The following is a 21,305-nucleotide window of genomic DNA, read 5'->3' on the forward strand; positions in this document are numbered from 1 at the left end:
TCGGCCCCGCGGTCGGGACGTTCGACCCTCGGCATTCGCCGGGCGGTCCGGGCAGGCTGGGGAGCGGCGGCGCCCTCCCGGTGCTTGGGCGCGGCCGTGGCCCGGTTCGGCCGTGGGGGCGCCGGGTCGAGGTAGGGGGCAGGGGGTGGTCGTGGGGTCACCCCCTGCCTGTGCCGTGCCCGGCACCTGCCCGCTCTCCGCCCCTGCCCCGCAGGGAAGCTGACGACGTCCCAGGTCATGGCTGTATTCTGCCCGGATATACACTCGGGGTATACGCCGGGTGTATGTTTCCCTCCATGAGTGTTCCTTTGACCCTCCTGGGGCTGCTGGAGCGTGAGCCCAGCCACGGCTACGACCTCAAGCGCGACTACGACTCCCTCTTCGGCCGCGGCAAGCCCCTTCCGTACGGTCAGGTCTACGCGACCCTCGGCCGACTGGCCCGCGACGGCAAGGTGATGGCCGGCGAGGCGGAGCCCGGCGACGGGCCCGAGCGCAAGCGGTACGTCATCACCGAGACCGGGGCGACCGAGTTCGAGACCTGGCTGCGGGAACCGGTCGCACCCGAGCCCAACCTCCAGTCCGTGCTGTTCACCAAGGTGGTGCTGGCCCTGATGCTGGGCCGCGACGCCGAGCACTACCTGGACACCCAGCGCGCCGCCCACCTGCGCCGGATGCGCGAACTCACCGAACTGCGCCGCACCGGCGCCCTGGTGGACGCCCTGCTCGCCGACCACGGCCTGTTCCACCTGGAGGCCGACCTGCGCTGGATCGACCTCACCGCCGCCCGCCTGGACGCGCTCGCCGCGGAGGTGAACGCGTGACCGCCGTGATCGAGGCCCGGGACATCGCCCTCGCCTTCGGGGAGACCCCCGCCCTGCGCGGGGCCAGCCTGTCCGTCCAGGCCGGCGAGGTGCTCGCCATCATGGGCCCCAGCGGCTCCGGCAAGTCGACGTTACTGCATTGCCTGGCCGGCATCCTGGTGCCCGACGCGGGGGAGGTGCTGTTCGACGGGCAGCGCCTGGACACCATGCCGGAGGCCCGGCGCAGCGCCCTGCGCCGGGACAGGTTCGGCTTCGTCTTCCAGTTCGGCCAGCTGGTAGCGGAGTTGACGGCCGAGGAGAACGTCGCGCTGCCGCTGCTGCTGAACGGCGTGCGCCGCTCCGCCGCGCTGGCCCAGGCCCGCCCCTGGTTCGCCCGGCTCGGCCTGGACGGCCTGGAGGAGCGCCGCTCCGGCGAGCTGTCGGGCGGTCAGGCGCAACGGGTCGCGCTGGCCCGCGGGCTGGTGGCCCGCCCGCAGGTGCTGTTCGCCGACGAGCCGACCGGCGCGCTGGACTCGCTGACCGGCGAGCAGGTGATGGAGCTGATGGTCGCCTCGGCCAAGGAGCAGGGCACAACCGTCGTCCTGGTCACCCACGAGGCCCGGGTCGCCGCGTACGCGGACCGCGAGGCGGTCGTCCGCGACGGCAGGGCCCGTACGCTCTCGGCCGGAGCCGGAACGGTGGCCCCGTGATCGCCTTCTCGCTCCGACTGGCCGTCAGCGGCGGCCGGGAGGCGGTGGCCCGGCTGCTGATGATCGCGGCGGCGGTCGCGGTCGGGGTCGGGCTGCTGCTGTCGACCTGCTCCGGAGTCAACGCGATCGGCCGCGCCAACGCGCGGCAGCTCTGGATGAACACGGGCGTCAAGGACGCGACCGCGGCCACCACGGCGGACCCGCTCTGGTGGGGCGCCCGGGCGGACTACTACCGCGGGAGGACCGTCTTCCGGGCCGATGTCGCCCCGACCGGTCCCACCTCGCCGCTGCCGCCCGGCCTGAGCCGGCTGCCCGCGCCCGGCGAGTACTACGCCTCGCCCGCACTGGAGAAGCTGCTGCGCGACACCCCGGCCGTCGAACTGGCCGACCGCTTCCCGGGGCGGCTGGTCGGCACCGTCGCCGACGCCGGGCTGCCCTCCCCGGACAGCCTCGTGGTGGTCGTCGGCCGCACGGTGGACGAGGTCAGGGCGCGGCCGAGGCCCACCACCGTCACGAGCATCGCCACCGCGATGCCCGCCGACTGCTCCCGCGACTGCTACGGCGCGGGCGTGCACGGCGACGCGCTCCTGCTGGTCCTCACCGTGGTCGCGGCGGCGCTGATCTTCCCGGTGCTGATCTTCATCGGCACCGCGACCCGGCTGTCCGCCGCCACCCGCGAGCAGCGCTACGCCGCGATGCGCCTGGTGGGGGCGACGCCCGGCCAGGTGTCGGTGATCTCGGCGGTGGAGTCCACGGTGGCGGCGGTGCTCGGCACGGCCGTCGGCTTCGGCCTGTACGTCGCGCTGAAACCGCTGGTGGCCGACGTGCCGTTCACCGGCGACCGCTTCTTCGCCTCCGACCTGAGCCTGACCCTGCCGCAGGTGGCCGGGGTGGTGCTGGGCGTGCCGACGGCGGCCGCGCTCGCCGCCCGGTTCGCGCTGCGCCGGGTCACCATCTCGCCGCTCGGGGTCTCCCGCCGGGTCACCCCGAAGCCGCCGAGCGCGTGGCGGCTGGCGCCGCTGGTGGCCGGTCTCGCCGAGCTCGGCTACTTCGTCGGCGACCATCCGAAGACCACCAACGGGCAGTCGTTGGCGTACCTCAGCGGCTTCGTCCTGGTCATGCTCGGCCTGGTGATCGCCGGTCCGTGGCTCACCATGGCGACCGCCCGGGCGGTGGCCCGGCGGACCAGCCGACCGGCCTCGCTGATCGCGATGCGCCGCCTGTCGGACGACCCGAGGGCGGGCTTCCGCTCGGTCGCCGGCCTGGTGCTGGCGCTGTTCGTGACCACCGGGACCCTGGCCATCATGAGCACCATCAACGCCAACCAGGGCATGCTGGACGGCGCCCCCGAGGTGCGCAAGGCGATCGTGGCCACCCCGTTCGGCAACCGGGAGGACGCGACCCCGCTGCCCTCGGTGCCCGATCGCGTGCTGGCGCAGGCCCGGGCCGTCCCCGGGTTCCGGGGGATCGCCCTGGTGCACGACAACCCGGCCGGGATCGGCGCGTACCAGCGGGGCGAGCGACGGATGGTGCCCAGCCTGGTGAACTGCTCGGAACTCGCGCAGATCCCCGTGGTCGGCCACTGCGCGCCCGGAGCCGCCGTCGCGGCCGTCGACCCGTTCCAGTTCGTCGACCTGCTGGACGCCTCCCAGCACGAGTGGCCGGCCGCGCAGATCCCCGCGGCGGAGGTGGCCGAACTTCCGGTGCGGATGCTCTACGCCACCACCGACGGGGCCGAGGCGGCCAAGGAGCAGCTGCGGACGCTGTTCATGAAGGAGTTCCCGACCTACGAGCCGCGGTTGGCCGAGGACTGGGCCTCCGGCGGGCAGAAGAAGCTCCAGGGCTGGCGGCAGCTGGCGAACGTGGTGCTGCTGACCACCCTGCCGGTCGCCGGGTGCAGCCTCGCGGTGAGCGTGGTCGCCGGACTGTCCGACCGCAGGAGGCCGTTCGCGATGCTGCGGCTGACCGGCGCACCGCTGCGGCTGCTGCGCCGGGTGGTCGGGCTGGAGAGCGCGCTGCCGCTGCTGGTGGTCTCGGCGCTCGCGATCGGTACCGGCTTCGCCGCGGCGGCGATGTTCCTCACGGCGCAGATGGGCTACGACCTGGTGTCGCCGGACCTGACGTACTACGGACTGACCGGCTTCGGCATCGTCGCCTCGCTCGGCATCATCGCCTCCACCCTGCCGCTGCTGAAGCGGATCACCGGGCCGGAGGCGGCCCGCAACGGCTGACCGCCCCGGCCCGGGGGCTGCCCCGCCGCCCGCCCTCAGCGGGCGACGGGGTAGCCGTGCGTCCCGGCCCGCACCCGCGGGGACAGCCCCGGCAGCCAGCTGCCGAGGACCAGCGCGGACGGGTAGAACATCGGCTCCGGCAGCGCGTCCACCGGGAAGCGCTCCCAGCCGGCGCAGGCGTGCGGCTCGGTGACCACGGCCTCGGCCAGGCTGGGCGGCGCCAGCACGGCCGCGGTCAGCCGGGGCCGGCCGAGCTCGTGGTCGAGGTGGACGGCGAGCACCCGCATCTCCTCGGCGGGCAGCACGATGCCGGTCTCCTCGGCGAGTTCGCGGGCCGCGGTCCGCTCGAAGGACTCGCCGAGGTCGACCTTGCCGCCGGGCAGGCTCCAGGTGGGCGGCTCGTCGGCGGTGGTCCGGCGGCCGATCAGCACCCGGCCGTCCCCGGTGGGCACGATGATCCCCGCGCCGAGCAGCGGTGCGGTCGGTGCTGTGCTCAACTCGCCATCTCCTTCAGCAGGTCACCAGTTGGCGCGGTCGTAGTCCTTGAGGAAGCAGCCGTACAGGTCCTCGCCGGCCTCGCCGCGCACGATCGGGTCGTACACCCGCGCCGCGCCGTCGACCAGGTCGAGCGGGGCGTGGAAGCCCTCGTCGGCGAGCCGCATCTTGTCCGGGTGCGGGCGCTCGTCGGTGATCCAGCCGGTGTCCACGGCGGTCATCAGGATGCCGTCGGACTGGAACATCTCCTCCGCGCTGGTGCGGGTGAGCATGTTGAGCGCGGCCTTGGCCATGTTGGTGTGCGGGTGGCCGGCGCCCTTGTAGCCGCGCGCGAACACGCCCTCCATCGCGGAGACGTTGACCACGTACTTGCGGCGGGACGAGGAGGCGGCCATCGCCGGGCGCAGCCGGCTGATCAGGATGAACGGCGCGGTGGAGTTGCAGAGCTGGACCTCCAGCAGCTCCATCGGGCCGACCTCCGAGACGGTCTGCACCCAGCTGTTGGTGTCCGCGAGGTCGGGCACCAGGCCGCCGGCGTCGATCGCGGTGCCGGCCGCGATCCGGGCGGGCGTGGCGGAGCCGGTGACCAGGGCCAGCGAGGTGACGTCCTCGGCGGTGATCCGCTCCACGTCGCCGCCCGCCTGGTGGGGGAGTGCGGGCAGGTCGACGCTGCCGCTGCCGAAGCGGCCGATGGTGGTGGCCTGCGGCAGCTCGCCGGCCGGCAGCGGCGCGGACTCCGCGTTCACCAGCTCGCGGTAGGACTCCGGCGGGCGGCGCACGGTCTGCGCGGCGTTGTTGATCAGGATGTCCAGCGGGCCGTCGGCGGCGACCTCGTCGGCCAGCGCCAGCACCTGGGCCGGGTCGCGCAGGTCGATGCCGACGATCTTGAGGCGGTGGATCCACTCGGCGCTGTCCGGCATCGCCTTGAAGCGGCGGATCGCGTCGTTCGGGAAGCGGGTGGTGATGGTGGTGTGGGCGCCGTCGCGCAGCAGCATCAGCGCGATGTACATCCCGATCTTGGCGCGGCCGCCGGTGAGCAGCGCGCGCTTGCCGGTGAGGTCGGCGCGGGCGTCCCGGCGGGCGCGGTTCTTGACCGCGCAGCTCTGGCAGAGGTTGTGGTAGAAGGCGTCGACCTCGACGTACCGCTGCTTGCAGGTGTAGCAGGAGCGCGGGCGCTCCAGGATGCCGGCGATCTCGGTGGTGGTGACGGTGGTCAGGCCGAAGGCGCCGGCCGTCTCGTCGTCGATCCGGCTCGGCGCACCGGTGGCGGTGCGGGCGGTGACCTCGCGGTCGTTGGCGGTCTTGCGGGCCCGGGTCTCCTGGCGGCGACGCTGCTTCAGGGTGCGGAATATGCCGCCGACGGCCTGGCGGACGGTGATCGCGTCCGGGTGGTCCACGTGCAGCTCGTCGAGCTCGGCGATCACCTCCAGGCAGAGCTTCAGCCGCTCGGGGTCGAGGCCGGGACCGTAGTCGATCTCCTCGGCGTCCCCGATCCCGTCCGGCGCGAGGTCCGGCCGCGCGATGTCCGTCTGTTCGATGTCCGTCTGCCCGATGCTCACGCCTGCTGCCGCTTTCCCGTTCGCCACGCCCACACGCGTGAAGCCATGCCCGTTACCGCGTGAATGCTACGGGAGCGGTCCGGACCGGGGCGAAAACCGGACGTCGGAGGGGGTCTTTGGATGATCCTCCATGTCTACGCGCGGAGCATTGATCACGGTTTGTGGACAGCCCCAGCAAAGCTCCTCGAACTGGCTTTTGACCCCGCCCTCACGGAGAATCGAATGCTGGGTGCCGGGCGCCCGAGTGCGCTCCGGCGGCATCGCCGCAACCGCACCCGAGGTGTATCCCCCAGCCAGAGAGCCCTTCTTCATGCGCTTCCTGAACGACCTCAAGCCCTCGTACGACCTGACGTACGACGACGTCTTCATGGTCCCCAGCCGTTCCGCCGTGGGCTCCCGGCAGGGCGTGGACCTCTCCTCGAACGACGGCACCGGCACCACCATCCCGCTGGTCGTGGCCAACATGACCGCCATCGCCGGCCGCCGGATGGCCGAGACCGTCGCCCGCCGCGGCGGCCTGGTCGCCATCCCGCAGGACATCCCCACCGAGGTCATCGCCGAGGTCGTCTCCTGGGTCAAGCAGCGCCACCTGGTCTTCGACACCCCCATCACGCTCGCCCCGGGCGCCACCGTGGCCGAGGCCATCTCGCTGCTGCCCAAGCGCGCCCACGGCGCCCTCGTGGTGGTCGAGGACGGCAGGCCGGTCGGCGTGGTCACCGAGTCCGACTGCCAGGGCGTGGACCGCTTCACCAGCCTGGCCGACATCATGTCCCGCGAGCTGCTGGTGCTGGACGAGGGCATCGACCCGCGGACCGCCTTCGACAGGCTCACCGAGGCGCACCGCAAGCTCGCCCCGGTCGTGGACGGCGAGGGCCGGCTGGTCGGCCTCCTCACCCGCAAGGGCGCGCTGCGCGCCACCCTCTACACCCCGGCCGTGGACGCGGCCGGCAAGCTGCGGATCGCCGCCACCGTCGGCATCAACGGCGACGTCGCGGGCAAGGCCGAGGCGCTGATCGAGGCCGGCGCCGACGTGCTGGTGGTCGACACCGCGCACGGCCACCAGGAGTCCATGATCAGCGCGCTGCGCGCGGTGCGCGGACTGGACCCGCAGGTCCCGATCGTGGCCGGCAACGTGGTCTCCGCCGTCGGTGTCCGCGACCTGGTCGAGGCGGGCGCCGACATCCTCAAGGTCGGCGTCGGCCCCGGCGCCATGTGCACCACCCGGATGATGACCGGCGTCGGCCGGCCGCAGTTCTCCGCCGTCCTGGAGTGCGCCGCCGAGGCGCGCCGGCTCGGCAAGCACGTCTGGGCGGACGGCGGCGTGCGCCACCCGCGCGACGTCGCGATGGCGCTGGCCGCCGGCGCCTCCAACGTGATGATCGGCTCCTGGTTCGCCGGGACCTACGAGTCCCCGGGCGACCTCCAGACCGCGGCCGACGGCCGCCAGTACAAGGAGAGCTTCGGCATGGCCTCGGCCCGTGCGGTGAGCAACCGCACCGCCCAGGACTCCTCGTACGACCGCGCCCGCAAGGCGCTGTTCGAGGAGGGCATCTCGCACTCCCGGATGTTCCTCGACCCGGCCCGCCCGGGCGTCGAGGACCTGATCGACTCGATCATCGCGGGCGTCCGCAGCTCCTGCACCTACGCGGGCGCCGCCAGCCTGGAGGAGTTCCACGAGAAGGCGATCGTGGGCGTCCAGAGCGCGGCCGGCTACGCCGAGGGCAAGCCGCTGCACTCCAGCTGGGCCTGATCGCCGCCGGCGCCCGCCGCGCCCGCGTCCGTACCGCCGGCCGTCCGGTTCCTCGCCTCGGGGAGCCGGGCGGCCGCGGCCGTCACGGGGGCCTGCCGCCCGGTGCCCGGCACGCCGTCCGGCCCGGTGCTCGGCACGCCGTCCGGCCCGGCGCCCGACCCGGGTGGGAGCAGTGCTCCGAGCGGGAGCAGCAGGGCGCGGCCGAGCAGTCCGACCGAACCGTCCAGCGCGGCGGCGAAGGCCCGGGCCGCGCCCGGCAGGTACCGCAGCTCCCACAGCGCCTCCACGGCGCTCCAGGCGCCCTCCCGGGCGGCCCCGACCGACCAGACACCGAGCAGGTGGGGGAGCGGCTCGGCGAGCTCCAGCAGATCGGGCCCGGGCATCAGCTGCTCCCGGACGGCCGTCTCCACCTCGGCCAGCACCCGGTTGATCCGGTGGTAGTCCTCCTCGACGGCGGCGGGCTCGCAGCCCCGGCGGCGGCAGGTGTCCACGACGGCCAGCGGCAGGTCGTGCTGGATGTGGGCGTTCATCCCGGCCAGTGCGAACTGCAGCGGGTGCACTCCCGGGTGGGCGCGCAGCGCGAACAGCGGCCGCCAGCAGGCGGGCGGCTCCCGTCCGGCCGCGTCGGCGGCCACGGCCCGCAGGTAGTACCCGGCGAACACCACGTCCAGCTCGGCCGTCGCCCGCGGGTCGACGAAGCACCCGCGGTCCAGCCGGTCGCGGACCGCCTGCGTCACGGTGAGGTAGATCCGGTTGAAGACCGCCACCCCGTCGGCCGGGGGCAGCCCCGCCCCGATCCGCCGCAGCCGGTCGATCACCCGCCCGACCGCGGCCGTCCTCGTGGCCGCCCGCGCCCCCGCTGCCGTCGTACGATCCACCGTCGTGCCGGGCATGCGCCACCCTCCGATGCCGATCGTGCACTGATCGCATCATCGTGACAGCGCGGGCGGGTGCCCGGTGGACGCAGCACGAGCCCGTCGAGCCGGTGTCACACGATCAGGCTGATTCCGTCCGCGGCACGGCACGTATTCGGTCATGACGTTGCAGGGGCTTTGCCGATCCCCCACCTCCTGCCATCATCCCTGCCGTGATCAACCGACGAACCCTCATCGCCGCGTTCGCCGCGGCCCCGGCCCTCGGCACCCTCGGTGCCGTCGTGGGAAGCACCCCCGCGAGCGCCGCCGCCGACCTGTACCCCTCCAACACGGCCCTCTACGCCAGCCCGACCGTGGTCGAGGGCGTGGACTACGGCCGCCGCTACCGCCGGCACCTGATGGACGACCAGAGCCTGCAGGGCCGCACGTCCGTCGTCCGGACGACCGTCATCGCCCCGCACGGCGGCGGCATCGAGGTCGGCACCTCCGAACTCTGCCTGGCCGTCGCCGGCTACCACCCGGCCGATCTCGCGCCGACGCCGGCCGCCGGGCCGACGCACGACTTCTGGATGTTCGAGGGCCTGCGCTCCTCCAACAACAGCGAGCTGCACGTCACCTCGACCCACTGCGACGACGGCGTGGCCCGGGCGATGTGCGGCGGCAGCCTCAACGTGGTGTCGCTGCACGGCTGCACCGCCGCCCAGGCCGGCCTGGAGGCCGGTGCCCAGGCCGTGCTGGTCGGCGGCCTGAACGCCACCCTCCGCCAGTACCTGATGGAGGAGTTCGCGGCGGCGGGCATCCGGGCGGTGACCGCCTCCGGCGAGGAGGAGATCGCGGGCATCTCCCCGGAGAACATCTGCAACCGCAGCCTGCTCGGGATGGGCGCCCAGCTGGAGATGACCACCGAGCTGCGGGCCGCGATGTTCGCCCCGGGCAAGAACACCCGCGCCGACCGGGCGACCAACACCCTGCCGCTGTTCTGGAGCTTTGCGACCGCGGTCCGGGCCGCGATCCGGCGGCTGGAAGCGGGCCAGCCCGTCCTCTGACGGGCCGACAGCCGGACAGTCGGACAGCTGGGCAGCTGGGCAGCCGGCCGCGGCGCGCGCGGCCGGCGTCAGCCCGGCTCGTACGCCAGGACGTGGCGTCAGCCCAGCTCGTACTCCAGGACGTAGGTGTGGGTGCCGGACCCGTCGACGGCCAGCCGGAACTCCCCGGTGATCCCGGCCAGCTCGCCCGCGCCCGTGCCCGGCACCACGCGTATCGTCGTGCCGGTGGCGTCCCAGGCCGTGTGCTGGAGCACGAACGAGCCCGCGCGCCCGTCCAGTTCACCCGTCACGTGCTCCACCGCGACGTACGAGGCCGGGCTGCCGGAGGGGCCCGTGACGGAGAGCATCCGCACCTCGCTCGCCCCGCTCAGCCCGCCCGTGAAGGTCTTGGCGATCCGGACCCGCCCGAAGGCCGCGCCCTCCCGCTCCTCCGTCTCCACCGGCTCGAACGCGGTGAGCTCGAACGACCCGCTCGCCCTGTTCCCCATGGCACCGTCCCCTCGTCGACCGTCCACTGCTGGGCGGTCGGCTCCCCGCCGACCGCGAACCGAGCCTTGCACACCCCTCTGACAATCGCGTCCGGGCCGCTCGCCGGAGCCGCCGGAGCAGCCGGAGCCGCCGGAGCGGCCCGGTCACGGCTCCCAGCGGATCGCCAGCACCGCCGCGTCGTCGGCCAGCCCGGTGGCCCCGACCCAGTCGCCGACGTCCTCCAGCACGGCGTCCAGCAGGTCCGCCGGCGAGCCGCCGTGCAGGCCGGGCAGCCGCTCCGCGATCGGGTAGAACCGGCCCCCGGCGTCCCGGGCCTCGGACACCCCGTCGGTGTGCAGGAGCAGGACGTCACCCGGCTCCGGCTCGAAGCGCCGGTCCGGGTACCCGCCGCCGGTGAGCCCGAGCAGCCCCAGCGGCGGCGCCGGGAACGGCGGCTCCAGCTCGCTCACCCGGCCCGCCCGGCGCAGCAGCGGGGGCGGGTGGCCGCAGTTCACCAGCCGCACCGGCCCCCGGTCCGCCGCCACGTCGAGCAGCAGCGCGGTGGCGAACCGCCCCTCGTCCGACGGACGGGCGGCGAGCGCCGCGTCCAGCCGCTCGGCGAGCCGGCCGGGATCGGGTTCGGTCCGGGCGGCCTCCCGGAACACCCCGAGGACGTCCGCCGCCGTCTCCACCGCCGGCAGCCCGTGCCCCTGGACGTCCGCGAGCAGGATGCGCACCCCGAAGCGGGTCTCCACCACGGCGTACAGGTCCCCGCCGATCCGCGCCTCGGCGGCCGCCGCCACGTACCGCACCGCCACGCGCAACGGCCCGATCCGCTCCGGCGGCGGGCGCAGCAGGGCCCGCTGCGCCGCCTCGGCCACCGTCCGGACCTGGAACAGCTCCCGTTCGCGGGCCGCCACCAGGACGACACTGGCGGCGCTGGCCAGGGTCGAGGCCAGGACGGTGACCGGCACGCTGATCCGGACCGAGAGCGGCAGCTGCGCGTTGGCCGACTCCAGCAGCCCGACGGTGAGCAGCGCCACCGCACCGACCAGCAGCGGTACCCGGGCCCGCCGGGTGGTCGCGCCGGCCAGCACCGGGGCCACCGCGAGCAGCGGGGCCAGGGTGGTTCCGGGCCCGATCGCCAGTGCGGCCACGACGGCGGCGACCAGCAGCAGGAGCGCGCCGTAGAGCAGCAGCCGGGTCCGCCTCGGCAGGTGCAGCGGCGGCACCCCGTCCGGGCCGTCGGCGGTCACGCGTCCTCCAGTGGTGCCGGTCGGTCGCTCCGGCGGGTCGATCCCGGGGGTGGTCCGGCCGGTCGGTCTGCTGATCGGTCGGTCGGTCGGTCGGGGCGGGTCCGGCCGGGTCGGTCCGGCCGCACCCCGGTCCGCCGGCCGCCCGGCGTACGGTCGGAGGCCCCCGGCGGAACGAGGGCCTCCGGTCCACTGTCCCCGCCCGGACCCGGGTCAGCACCTCGGCCGCGGGCCGCGCGCCGGCGCGCACTACGCTGGGCCGGGAGATGAGACGCAAGAGCCGCCGACCGGCCTCCCCCCTTCCGCAGCGCCACGGCGTGGACCCGGTGCACCTCCGGCTGCCGCTCGAAGGCCCCTGGCCGACGGTGCGGGACCACCTGGTGGACCGGCTGCCCGCCGTCCCGGCCGAGCGGATCGACGCGGCCCTGCGGGACGGCGAGATCGTCGGCGAGCACGGCCCCGTCGCCCCGGCGGAGCCGTTCCGGCCCGGCGCCCACCTCTGGTTCCACCGGGACCGGCCCGAGGAGGTGCGCGTCCCCTTCGAGCTGGTCGTGCTGCACCGCGACGAGCACCTGGTGGTCGTCGACAAGCCGCACTTCCTGGCCACCACCCCGCGCGGCCGGCACGTGGCCGAGACGGCGCTGTCCCGGCTGCGGCACAGCCTCGACCTGCCCGCGCTCAGCCCCGCCCACCGCCTGGACCGGCTCACCGCTGGCCTGGCCATGTTCGTCGTCCGCCCGGAGGACCGCGGCGCCTACCAGACGCTGTTCCGGGACCGCCTGGTGCGCAAGGAGTACCGGGCGATCGCCGCGTACGACCCGGAGCTGAGCCTGCCGCGCACCGTGCGCAGCCACATCGTCAAGGAGCGCGGGGTGATCGCCGCGCGGGAGATCGACGCCCCGCCGAACAGCGAGAGCCGGATCGACCTGCTGGAGCGCCGCGACGGCCTGGCCCGCTACCGGCTGCGGCCGCTGAGCGGGCGCACCCACCAGCTGCGGCTGCACATGTGCGGCCTCGGACTGCCGATCCTCGGCGACCCGGTCTACCCGGTGGTGCTGCCCGAGCCGGCCCCGGACGACTTCCGCGGCCCGCTGCAGCTGCTCGCGTCGACCGTCGAGTTCACCGACCCGCTGACCGGCCGCGAGCGCCGTTTCGAGACCCGCCGCACGCTGGCCGCCTGGACCGACCCCCACGGCTGGGCCGACGGCGCCGCGACCGGGTCCCAGGACGTTCACAGGCCCTGAGGGGCGGTCCGCGCGGAGCGGGCCGCGGTCAGGCCAGCAGCGTCCGGGCCACGTGGTCGGTGTCCAGGTACTCGCGGACGGCGGTGATCAGGCCGTCCGTCACGGTGAACACCCCCAGGCAGTGGTTCTCGTACGCGGCGCCGTTGGCGGCCGTGCCGACGGTGGTCCACTCGGCCACCGCCTGCGGGCCGTCGGCGAGGACGTGGGTGAGGGTGATGACCGGCAGGCCGTCGGCGGCGAACAGGGCACCGACCCGGCCGAGGAAGTCCCCGAAGATCTCCTGCTTGCCGTGCCAGGTGCGGGAGAGCGGGAGGCCGCCCGGGTAGCTCCAGGTGGCGTCCTCGGCGAACAGGGCGATCGCGGCCTCGCGGTCGCCCGCCGCGAGGAGGGTGACGTAGTCGGTGACGACGGTGCGGGCGTCGGGGTGCTGCACGGTGGGCTCCTGCGGTTCGTCCGGGCGGGGCCGTCCCGCTCGTGGCACCAGACAACCGCCGGGGCGGCCCGCCGGGCCAACAACCGCGGGCGACGGCCCGACAACCGTCCGTTGTCCATGCGGGCGGGGCGGCCGCCCGGGCGGGTGGGCGGTTGCTCGCGCGGGTGGGCGGCCGTTCAGGCGGGCGGGGCGGTCCCCGGGGGCAGCTCCAGCTCGAACCAGACCACCTTGCCGTCCTTGGTCCGGCGGCTGCCCCAGCGGTGCGCGAGCTCGTTGACCAGGTGGATGCCCCGGCCGCCCTCGTCCTCGGTGCGGGCACGGCGGATCCGCGGTACCTCGGACTCCTGGTCGGCGACCTCGACGGTGAGCACCCGGTTGCAGTACAGCCGCAGCTGGGTGGGCGATCCGGCGTGCACCAGGGCGTTGGTGATCAGCTCGCTGGTGAGCAGTTCGGCCCAGTCGGCGAGCGCGTCGAGCCCCCAGGCGGTCAGCGTCTCGCGGGTGAAGCGGCGCGAGTGGGCGACCATGGCGTGGTCCCCGGTGAGCGGGAGGGTGGCGATCCGGTCGGCTCCCCGCGGCCGGACCTGCGCCATGATGACGGCGATGTCGTCCTCGCCGGTGGTCTCGGTGAGCCGGCTCAGGACGGCCTCGCAGGTCTGCTCCAGCGAGTCGCGCCGGTCGGCGACGGTCCGGCAGAGCAACTCCAGCCCCTCGTCCAGGTCCTGGCCCCGGCGCTCGACCAGGCCGTCCGTGTAGAGCGTGAGGATGCCCTCCTCGGGGAGGGTGAACTCGGCGTTCTCGAAGGCGACTCCGCCCACCCCGAGCGGAATGCCGGACGGCAGCTCGACCAGGTGCGCCCGCCCCTCGGTGTCGGCGACCACGGGCGGCAGGTGCCCGGCGCTGGCCGCGGTGCAGTGGCGGTCCACCGGGTCGTACACCACGCAGACGCAGGTGGCGAACTGGCCCTCGCCGACCGTCGCGGTTGCCTCGTCCAGCCGGTACAGCACCCGCGCCGGGTCCAGGTCCAGGGTGATCAACGTCCTTGCCACCGTGCGGAGCTGGCCCATCGTGGCGGCGGCCCGGATGCCGTGGCCCATCACGTCGCCGACGATCAGCGCGACCCGCCCGGAGGACAGCGGCACCACGTCGAACCAGTCGCCGCCGACCTCGCTGACCACGCTGCTCGGCAGGTAGCGGTAGGCGAGGTCCAGCCCGAGGGTGCGGTGCACCTCCTGCGGCAGCAGACTGCGCTGGAGGGTGAGCGCGGTGTCCCGCTCGCGGCGGTAGAGCCGGGCGTTGTCGATCGCCAGCGCGGTGCGGGCGGCCAGCTCCTCGGCCAGCGAGCGGTCCTCCGGGCCGAACGGTGCCGGGTTGCGGGTGCGGACGAACTCCGCGCCGCCCAGCACGTGTCCGCGCGCCACCAGCGGCACCATCAGGTACGAGTGCACCCCGGCGTCCAGGCTCGGCTGCACCCGGTCGGGCGAGGCGACGATCCGGCTCAGCTCCTCCTCGGTCACCTCGGCGACCAGGATCGAGCGCCGGGTGCGCAGGCTCTGCGCGTACAGGCCGGCCGACTGCGAGGTCTCGCCCACCTCGTCGGCGGCCTCGTGCATGGCGCCGTCCGAGCCGGTGTCGCCGACCGCGACCGCCCGCATCAGCACCGGTCCCTCCGCCGGGACGGCCCCGGGCTCCTCGCCGCTGAGCACCGCCTCGCGCAGGTCCACGGTGACGAAGTCGGCGAAGCGCGGGATCACCACCTCCACCAACTCCCGGGCCGTGCGGTACAGATCGAGCGTGGTGCCGATCCGGTTGCTGGCCTCGTTCAGCAGCGACAGCCGCTGCTGGGCGGCCCACGCCTCGTCCAGCGCCCGCTGCCGGGCGGCGGCCGCGTCGCGCTCGCGGGTGAACAGCAGCGCGTTGTCGATCGAGACGGCCGCCCGCAGCGCCAACTCCCCGGCCAGCGCCACGTCGGCCTCCTCGTACGGGCGCTCGACCAGGGTGCGGTAGAAGCCCGCCACGCCGACCGGCGTGCCGCGCGCGATCAGCGGGACCGCCATGAACGACTGCACGTTCTGCTCCCGGACGGCGGCCCGGCGCACCGGGTCCTCGGCGAACCAGGCCATGCCCTCCTCGTCCATCCGCGGCACCAGCACCGGCTTGCGGTGCGCCAGGCACCACGCGTACGGCGAACCGGGCAGGAAGCGGTGCAGGTTGCCGGTGCGGTCGATCGGGGCCAGGGTCGAGCCGCGCACCGAGTGGAAGGCCATCCGCCGCAGCAGCGCCGAACCGTCCACCGGGGCGGTCGCCTCGCGCTCGCCGCGGACCAGTTCCTCCAGCACCTCCACCACCACCGTGTCGGCCAGCCTCGGCGTCGCCACCTCGGCCAGCTCCTGGGCGGTCTGGGCGAGATCGAGCGTGGTGCCGATCCGGGTGGAGGCCACGTTGACCAGCGCCAGGCGCTCCTGCGCGGCCTTGGCCTCGCGCAGCGCCTGCTGCCTCGCCAGCACCGTCCGGTGCTGGCGCAGGTACAGCCGGGCGTTGTCGATCGCGACGGCGGCGCGCGAGGCCAGCTCGTCGCCGAGCGTGATGTCGGCCGCCGCGAAGGACTCCCGCGAGCCGCGCCGCGAGTACACCACCATGCCGAGCGTCGTGCCGCGCGCCACCAGGGGGGTGATCCGCACCGAGCGCGGGCGGTCGCCGAAGAAGGCCTGGCGGCGGGTCTCGTTGAGGCGCTCGCTCAGCGCCGGCAGCTCCCAGGACGGCACCACCACCGTGCGCCCGCCGGTCAGCGCCCGGGCGTACGGGGAGTCCGGCGGCAGCTCGTACACGGCGTCCAGCGGCAGCGCCTCGGCCGGGTACTGGTTGTCGGCGGAGGCGATCGCCAGGCGCCGTACCAGCAAGGGGGCGTCCGGCGGGGACGGCTCGACGCTCCGGCCGGCCACCAGTTCCTCCAGCCCGAACACCGCGCTGATGTCGGCGACCCTGGGGACCATCGCGTCGACCAGTTCCCGGGCGGTCTGCCGCAGGTCCAGCGTGGTGCCGATCGAGGCGGTCGCGTCGACGAGCAGGGACAGCCGCTCCTGGGCGCGGGCCGCCCGGGCGTCGGCGTGGAACCGCTCGGTGATGTCGATGACGGTCGCGCACACCCCGAGCACCCGGCCGCCGCGGTCCCTCAGCCGGAAGTAGGAGGCCGACCAGGCGTGGTCGTGGCTCGGGTCGCCCGGGGTGCGGCCGTGCGCGAGGTCGTCCACCACCGGCTCGCCGCTCTCCAGCACCCGGCGCATCACCGCCTCGGACTCGGGGCCGTTGATCCTGGGCAGCACCTCGGTGAGCCGTCGGCCCAGCGGGCCTTCGACGCTCAGGCCGTTGGCGTCCGCCAGCGCCTCGTTCAGCCGGACGAAGCGCAGGTCGGTGTCGAACACCGCCATGCCCACCGGGGACTGGGTGAAGAACCCGTCGAGGAGGGCCAGGTCGGCCTGGAGCCGGTGCAGCGTGGTCACCTCGGAGGCGACCGCCAGCACCATCGGGGCGCCGCCGGGGCCGAGGATCGGATGGGTGCGGAACTCCAGGTCCACCAGGTGCCCGTCACGGTGCCGGACCGGGAAGACCCCGGACCAGGGCCGGCCCGCCAGGATCTGCCGGAACAGCTGGAGCACCTCCGGCCGGTGCTCGTCGGAGGTCAGTAGGGTCGCCGCCCGGGCACCCACCGCCTCCCGCGCCGGGTGTCCGAGCAGTGCCTCCGCGTCACTGCTCCAGTGCAGGATGCGTCCGTCGGCGTCGATCAGCGCAGTGGCGATCGGCACCATCAGCAGGGCGTCCTGCCGAGGCTGCCCCGCGCGCTGCGCGTAGTGGTCCACCATGGCCAGAGAACCGTCCCAGAAACCGTCCGGAGATCGTTCCCACCAGCAACTGCCATCTTCGCACGCGCTCCCGGGCGGCCGCTCACCGTGGCAGCGGGCGCCCGGGGCGCTCCGGGAGGACGTCCGGCCACGGTCCGGGGTCGGCGTCCGGCGACCGGCCCGGGTGGCGCCCGGGCGGGGCGCCGGTGGGAGCCCGGTCCGGTGGGTGGTCCGGTGGGTGGGACGTCGGGCGGGCCGACGTCCGGTGCGTCACCGCAGGGCCGTGCGCCGGCGGGCCGGCCGTGCGGTGTCCGTCCCCGCGCCCGAGCGGGCTTCGGCGGCGCGGGCGGCGAGGGCGAGCAGCGCGCCGGCCAGGCAGAGGGCGGCCGCGACCAGGACGGCCCGGTCGGCGCCCGCCGCCAGGGCGCGGGCCGCCGCCCCGGGGCCGGGCGAGCCGGGCCGGGCGGATCCGGCGACAGCGACCGTGACCGCCACGCCGAGGGCCGAACCCAGGTAGCGGGAGGTGTTGTTGGCGCCGGAGCCCATCGCCGCCCGGTGCGCCGGGACGCTGCCGATCGCCAGCCGGGCCAGGGCCGCGTTGAGCACCCCGCTGCCGACGCCCGCGACCGCGAGCCCCGGCACCAGCCGCAGCCAGGACGAGCCGGGCGCGAGCCCGTACAGTCCCAGCTCGCCCGCGCCGCAGACCAGCAGGCCGAGGGAGACCTGGGCGGTGGCGGACAGCCGGGCGGCCAGGCGGCGGGCCTGGAGCGCGGAGACCACCGACAGGCCCGACCACAGGGCCAGCACACCGGCCGCGGCCGGACCGGACAGGCCGAGCACGCCCTGGAGCAGGCTGGGCAGGCAGCTCATGAAGCCGACCAGCGACAGCCCGGTGAACAGCGCCCCGCCGGTGGCCGCGACGAAGCCGGGATCGCGGAACAGGGCGAGGTCCAGCATCGGTTCCCGAACCCTCGCCTCGACCACCGCGAACGCCGCCAGCAGCAGCACCCCGCCGGTCAGCAGCGCCACCGCGGTGGGCCGCCCCCAGCCGTCGCGGCCCTCGGCCAGTCCGGCGATCAGGCAGGAGGTGCCGGCGGCGAGGGTGAGCACCCCGTACGGGTCGAGCGCTCGCGGCCGCTCGGCCCGCGACTCGGTGAGGACGGCGACGGCGAAGCCGGCCACCACGGCCGAGCCCGCCGCGATGCCGCCGCCGACCGCGCGCCACCCGGCCCACTGCTGGACCAGCGCGCCGTACACCGGCCCGACCGCGATGCCGAGGCCGACCGCCGCGCCCCAGACGCCGAGTGCCCGGATCCGGTCGGGCCCGGGCGGGTGGGCGTGGCCGATCAGGCCGAGTGCGGGGGCCAGGACGGCCGCCGAGGCGACGCCGAGGAGCACCCGGGAGGCCAGGTAGACGGCGCCGCCGGGGGCGAGTGCGGCCAGTGCCTCGGCGGCCGTGAACAGCAGCACGCCGAAGGTGAAGACCCGCTTGCGGCCGTGGTCGTCGGCGGCGCTTCCGGCGGTGAGCAGCAGCGCGGAGATGCCGACCAGGGTGCCGGTGAGGATCCAGGTGCGGCCGGCGGCGCCCAGGTGGACGGCCTGGGCGGTGGCGGCGAGCGAGGCGGTGGGGGCGGTGTACGCGACGGTGGTCAGGGCGGTCGCCGCCGCGGTGGTCGCCAGCGTGGCGGCGGGCCGGAGGAGCGGGCCCGGGGCGGCGGGTGAGGCGGGTGAGGAGCCAGGTGGTGCGGGGGACATGGGTGTTCCCTCCGGGGGCCGGACCTATTGGTCTGGTGAATGAACCTTCATCTCGGGCGGCACGCTACCATCATCAGTCTGTTCATTGAACTCTCAATGGGGGTGGACTAGGCTGACGCCCATGGCCCTGGGAACCGACTACGAGCTGCAGGAGTGCGCACTGGCCCGCGCCCTGGAGGTGGTCGGCGAGCGCTGGAGCCTGCTGATCGTGCGCGACGCGTTCTACGGGGTGCAGCGTTTCAACGACTTCCTCGCCCACCTCGGCATCCCGCGCGCCGTCCTCACCTCGCGCCTCAACGCCCTGGTCGCGGCCGGGGTGCTGCGCAAGGAGCCGTACCAGCGGGCGCCGCTGCGCCACGGCTACCTGCTCACCGGGACCGGCCTCGAACTCTGGGGCCCGCTCTACCAGCTGAGCCGCTGGGGTGGCCGGCACGCCACCGACGGCGGCTCGTACCACCTCTTCGCGCACGCCGACTGCGGCACCGACCTCGACCTGGCCGGCGTCTGTCCCGCCTGCGGCGGCGGGCCCGTCCCGCCGACCGCGGTCGTCATGCGCCCCAACCCCGCCCGCGCCGGCTCCCACCGGGAGGACCCGGTTTCCCGCGCCCTGGTCCGCCCCCACCCGCTGCTCGAACCGATCGCCTCGGCGGCGTCCCCGACCGGCTGATCCGCCGGCCCGCACGCCGACGGGGCCCGCACGCCGACGGGGCCCGCACACCGACGGGGCCGCACGCCGACGGGGCCGCCGGCGTCGTGCCGACGGCCCCGCCCGGGCCGCTGTCACCCGGGAGCCAACGACCGGGGACAGCCCTCAGGGGGTGAAGCGCACCTCAGGGTTGGCGGCGCTCGGCCCGTCGAGCAGCGGCTGCGGGACGCCCTTCAGCTGGAGGTCGAAGAAGGCCCCGACGTACTGCCGGGTGAGCGCGAGGGCGCGCCCGCTCCCGAGGGTGGTGTACGGGCCCTTGGGGAGGCCGAGTCCCTCGAAGAAGACCGGGAGGTCGGTGAAGCTGCCGTGGTCGGAGCCGTCGACGGTCAGCAGGCGCTTCCACCCGTCCAGCCGGGCCCAGCTCGTGACCCAGGACGGGTCCTCGGCGCCGTCGGCCAGCGGGTGGCCGATCATCATGAACGGCTTGCCGCCGAGGCCGGACTCGGGCACCAGGTAGTGCATGGTGCCGTCCAGGTTGACCCCGGCCCGGATCCGGTCGTCGGTGAGCAGGGCGGGGACGGTGGAGGCGCCACCGGCGGAGTGCCCGGCCATGCCGATCCGGTCGCGGTCGATCAGCCGGGCGTAGCGCCAGGCCGGGTGCGGGCGGTCGGTCAGCCGGTCGATGACGAAGGAGACGTCCTTCGCCCGGCCCGCCTCAAGGCGTGCCGCGGCCGCGTCACCGACGACGATGCCGCAGGCCGTGCAGGGGAGCGTCCGCCCGTCGGGGAAGGTGGTCCCGGTGTTCTCGTAGGTGTGGTCGATCACCGCGACGACGTAGCCGTGGCTGGTCAGGTCCTCGGCGAGGCCGCTGAGCGTGGCGCGCGGCATGGTGAAGCCGGGCGACAGGACCACCAGCGGGTAGTGGCCGCCCTGCGGGCGAGCCCCGGACTCCGACCACGTCCGGGTTCCGGACACCGCCTCGGTCGGGATGGTGTTGCCCGCCACCTTTCCGTCCAGCAGCGCCCGGGCGGCCGCGGGCGTCATGTACGGGGCGGGGGTGCCCGTCCCGGCGTGCGCGGGGTAGTACATCGAGACCATCAGCTGACGCGGACCGGAGGCGGGCACCCACGGGTCCGGACGGTTCCGGTCCACCAGGTGCAGGACCTCCTGCCCGACCGCGTAGGGCCCGGTCGGGCGGGGGAGTTCGATCCGGGCGGCGGCGGTGTCGGCGGCTGTGGTGCCGGAGTTGACGGGCGGCGCGGCCAGGGCCGGCGCGGCGGCGGCGACGGACAGCGGAAGTGCGAGCAGCAGGGCCGCCGCGGCGGCGGTCGTACGGAGTCGGCTCATGCCAGCGACGGTAGGTCGTGGGCAAGGGAACTGACGTCCACTCAGCGGCGTACTGATCCCTTCCGGGGAGGGCTGCCGGCGCCCCTTAGGGGTGGGCGCCGGAAGGGCGGGCGGGTGCCCGCCCGGCGGCGGTCAACCCGCGGCGGTAAACCGACCGGGGTCAACCGGCGGCGGCCGCCCGGAGGTCCTCCAGGAAGTCCGCGGCCGCACGGGCGTTGGGCACCGCGAGGGCCAGCGGGAGACCGGCCGAGTGGGTCCGGATCTCCAACTCGCCGAGACCGGACGCCCGGGCCGAGCGCACCTCCGCCCACCGGTGGGCCTCCGTCGCGGCGAGCGGGTGCGGCGGCCGGTGCACCAGCCCGCCGGCCGTCACCGTCAGCCGCCCCCGGACGAAGCGCACGCTCCCCTCGGTGCGCAGCGTCTCGTGCAGCGCGGCCCGGAACCCGGGGGAGAGGCGCTCCTCCAGCTCCCGGAACAACGCGCCCAGGCCGCGCAGGTGCGCCAGCTCCAGCGGCTCGTCCGCGCCCGCCGGCCATATTCGCCCGTGCTCGGGCACCCCGCGCGGCCCGCCGGGGGAGTACTCGGTGGCCTCCACGGCGCCCCAGGGCAGCGACGTCTCCCCGCCCTCGGCCGGGACCAGCACCAGCCCGCCCTCGTGGACCCGGACGGAGCGCAGCCCGGGCGCGGGGCGCAGCCGCTCGTACCCGCTCACCGCCACCACCGCGGCGGCGGCCAGCACGGGCGAGGGCCACCACCCGCCGAGTGCCACGCAGACCGCCACGGAGACGACCACCCCGCAGGAGTGCAACCACACCCGCGCCGGCCAGGACAGCGGCCGGCACCTCCGGTGCACC

General features: G+C 75.1%; 16 protein-coding genes and 1 pseudogene. 7 read left to right on the top strand and 10 right to left on the bottom strand.

Features of this window, described 5'->3' with window-relative positions; translation table 11 throughout:
- Window positions 1-296: 296 nt before the first annotated feature.
- From ACFVGO_RS05120 to ACFVGO_RS05130, 3 genes are read left to right on the top strand one after another with little or no spacing between them, the layout of a single operon-like run.
- Complete coding sequence (locus ACFVGO_RS05120) at window positions 297-821, top strand: PadR family transcriptional regulator (protein ID WP_359898720.1); 525 nt, start codon at window positions 297-299, stop codon at window positions 819-821.
- A complete protein-coding gene (locus ACFVGO_RS05125) occupies window positions 818-1,510 on the top strand; it encodes an ABC transporter ATP-binding protein (RefSeq protein ID WP_380630894.1) in 693 nt (230 codons plus the stop codon). Before ACFVGO_RS05120 ends, ACFVGO_RS05125 begins: the two co-directional genes overlap by 4 nt.
- On the top strand, window positions 1,507-3,741 hold the full coding sequence (locus tag ACFVGO_RS05130) for an FtsX-like permease family protein (protein WP_380349633.1): 2,235 nt from the start codon (window positions 1,507-1,509) through the stop codon (window positions 3,739-3,741). Before ACFVGO_RS05125 ends, ACFVGO_RS05130 begins: the two co-directional genes overlap by 4 nt.
- 35 nt (window positions 3,742-3,776) lie before the next feature.
- Here ACFVGO_RS05130 and ACFVGO_RS05135 read toward each other — a convergent pair whose 3' ends face one another.
- Together ACFVGO_RS05135 and ACFVGO_RS05140 are read right to left on the bottom strand one after the other, a co-directional pair.
- Window positions 3,777-4,238: an NUDIX hydrolase gene (locus ACFVGO_RS05135; protein WP_380349635.1), complete on the bottom strand. Its 462-nt coding sequence runs from the start codon at window positions 4,236-4,238 to the stop codon at window positions 3,777-3,779.
- Window positions 4,239-4,259: 21 nt separating this feature from the next.
- Entirely contained in the window at window positions 4,260-5,729 is a 1,470-nt protein-coding gene (locus ACFVGO_RS05140) for an SDR family NAD(P)-dependent oxidoreductase (RefSeq protein ID WP_359898860.1), read from the bottom strand.
- Window positions 5,730-6,105: 376 nt separating this feature from the next.
- Between ACFVGO_RS05140 and ACFVGO_RS05145 the strand changes: the two genes are divergently transcribed.
- Window positions 6,106-7,545, top strand: a complete 1,440-nt coding sequence (locus ACFVGO_RS05145) for a GuaB1 family IMP dehydrogenase-related protein (protein WP_380349638.1) — start codon at window positions 6,106-6,108, stop codon at window positions 7,543-7,545.
- A 179-nt stretch (window positions 7,546-7,724) separates the two neighbouring features.
- Here ACFVGO_RS05145 and ACFVGO_RS05150 read toward each other — a convergent pair.
- Window positions 7,725-8,438, bottom strand: a pseudogene (locus ACFVGO_RS05150) (DUF5995 family protein); the annotation flags it as partial.
- 197 nt (window positions 8,439-8,635) lie between these two features.
- Here ACFVGO_RS05150 and ACFVGO_RS05155 point away from each other — a divergent pair.
- Entirely contained in the window at window positions 8,636-9,466 is an 831-nt protein-coding gene (locus ACFVGO_RS05155; RefSeq protein WP_380349766.1) for a poly-gamma-glutamate hydrolase family protein, read from the top strand.
- Between the two features lie 98 nt (window positions 9,467-9,564).
- On the opposite strand, the gene ACFVGO_RS05160 is transcribed toward ACFVGO_RS05155, so the two are convergent.
- Together ACFVGO_RS05160 and ACFVGO_RS05165 are read right to left on the bottom strand one after the other, a co-directional pair.
- Complete coding sequence (locus ACFVGO_RS05160; RefSeq protein WP_380349641.1) at window positions 9,565-9,954, bottom strand: DUF3224 domain-containing protein; 390 nt, start codon at window positions 9,952-9,954, stop codon at window positions 9,565-9,567.
- Window positions 9,955-10,098: 144 nt separating this feature from the next.
- The gene (locus tag ACFVGO_RS05165) at window positions 10,099-11,190 is read right to left on the bottom strand and encodes a PP2C family protein-serine/threonine phosphatase (protein WP_359898707.1); all 1,092 of its coding nucleotides are present in this window, start codon (window positions 11,188-11,190) and stop codon (window positions 10,099-10,101) included.
- Window positions 11,191-11,453: 263 nt separating this feature from the next.
- On the opposite strand from ACFVGO_RS05165, the gene ACFVGO_RS05170 reads away from it, so the two are divergent.
- The gene (locus ACFVGO_RS05170) at window positions 11,454-12,431 is read left to right on the top strand and encodes a pseudouridine synthase (protein ID WP_380630895.1); all 978 of its coding nucleotides are present in this window, start codon (window positions 11,454-11,456) and stop codon (window positions 12,429-12,431) included.
- 28 nt (window positions 12,432-12,459) lie between these two features.
- Here the strand turns inward: ACFVGO_RS05170 and ACFVGO_RS05175 are convergent, their stop codons facing one another.
- The 3 genes from ACFVGO_RS05175 to ACFVGO_RS05185 form a co-directional block, all read right to left on the bottom strand.
- On the bottom strand, window positions 12,460-12,864 hold the full coding sequence (locus ACFVGO_RS05175; protein WP_359898703.1) for a nuclear transport factor 2 family protein: 405 nt from the start codon (window positions 12,862-12,864) through the stop codon (window positions 12,460-12,462).
- Window positions 12,865-13,040: 176 nt separating this feature from the next.
- The gene (locus tag ACFVGO_RS05180; protein ID WP_359898701.1) at window positions 13,041-16,724 is read right to left on the bottom strand and encodes a SpoIIE family protein phosphatase; all 3,684 of its coding nucleotides are present in this window, start codon (window positions 16,722-16,724) and stop codon (window positions 13,041-13,043) included.
- A 249-nt stretch (window positions 16,725-16,973) separates the two neighbouring features.
- A complete protein-coding gene (locus ACFVGO_RS05185) occupies window positions 16,974-18,458 on the bottom strand; it encodes an MFS transporter (protein WP_380349653.1) in 1,485 nt (494 codons plus the stop codon).
- Between the two features lie 121 nt (window positions 18,459-18,579).
- On the opposite strand from ACFVGO_RS05185, the gene ACFVGO_RS05190 reads away from it, so the two are divergent.
- Complete coding sequence (locus tag ACFVGO_RS05190; protein ID WP_380630896.1) at window positions 18,580-19,125, top strand: winged helix-turn-helix transcriptional regulator; 546 nt, start codon at window positions 18,580-18,582, stop codon at window positions 19,123-19,125.
- A 144-nt stretch (window positions 19,126-19,269) separates the two neighbouring features.
- Here the strand turns inward: ACFVGO_RS05190 and ACFVGO_RS05195 are convergent, their stop codons facing one another.
- Window positions 19,270-20,451, bottom strand: a complete 1,182-nt coding sequence (locus ACFVGO_RS05195; RefSeq protein WP_359898696.1) for an alpha/beta hydrolase — start codon at window positions 20,449-20,451, stop codon at window positions 19,270-19,272.
- 160 nt (window positions 20,452-20,611) lie between these two features.
- Window positions 20,612-21,244 carry a hypothetical protein gene (locus ACFVGO_RS05200; protein ID WP_380349662.1) on the bottom strand — a complete coding sequence of 211 codons (633 nt, stop codon included), beginning with the start codon at window positions 21,242-21,244 and terminating at the stop codon, window positions 20,612-20,614.
- Between the last annotated feature and the right edge of the window lie 61 nt (window positions 21,245-21,305).

This window comes from Kitasatospora sp. NPDC057738 (assembly GCF_042798815.1).
Lineage (GTDB): Bacteria > Actinomycetota > Actinomycetes > Streptomycetales > Streptomycetaceae > Kitasatospora > Kitasatospora lactacystinica.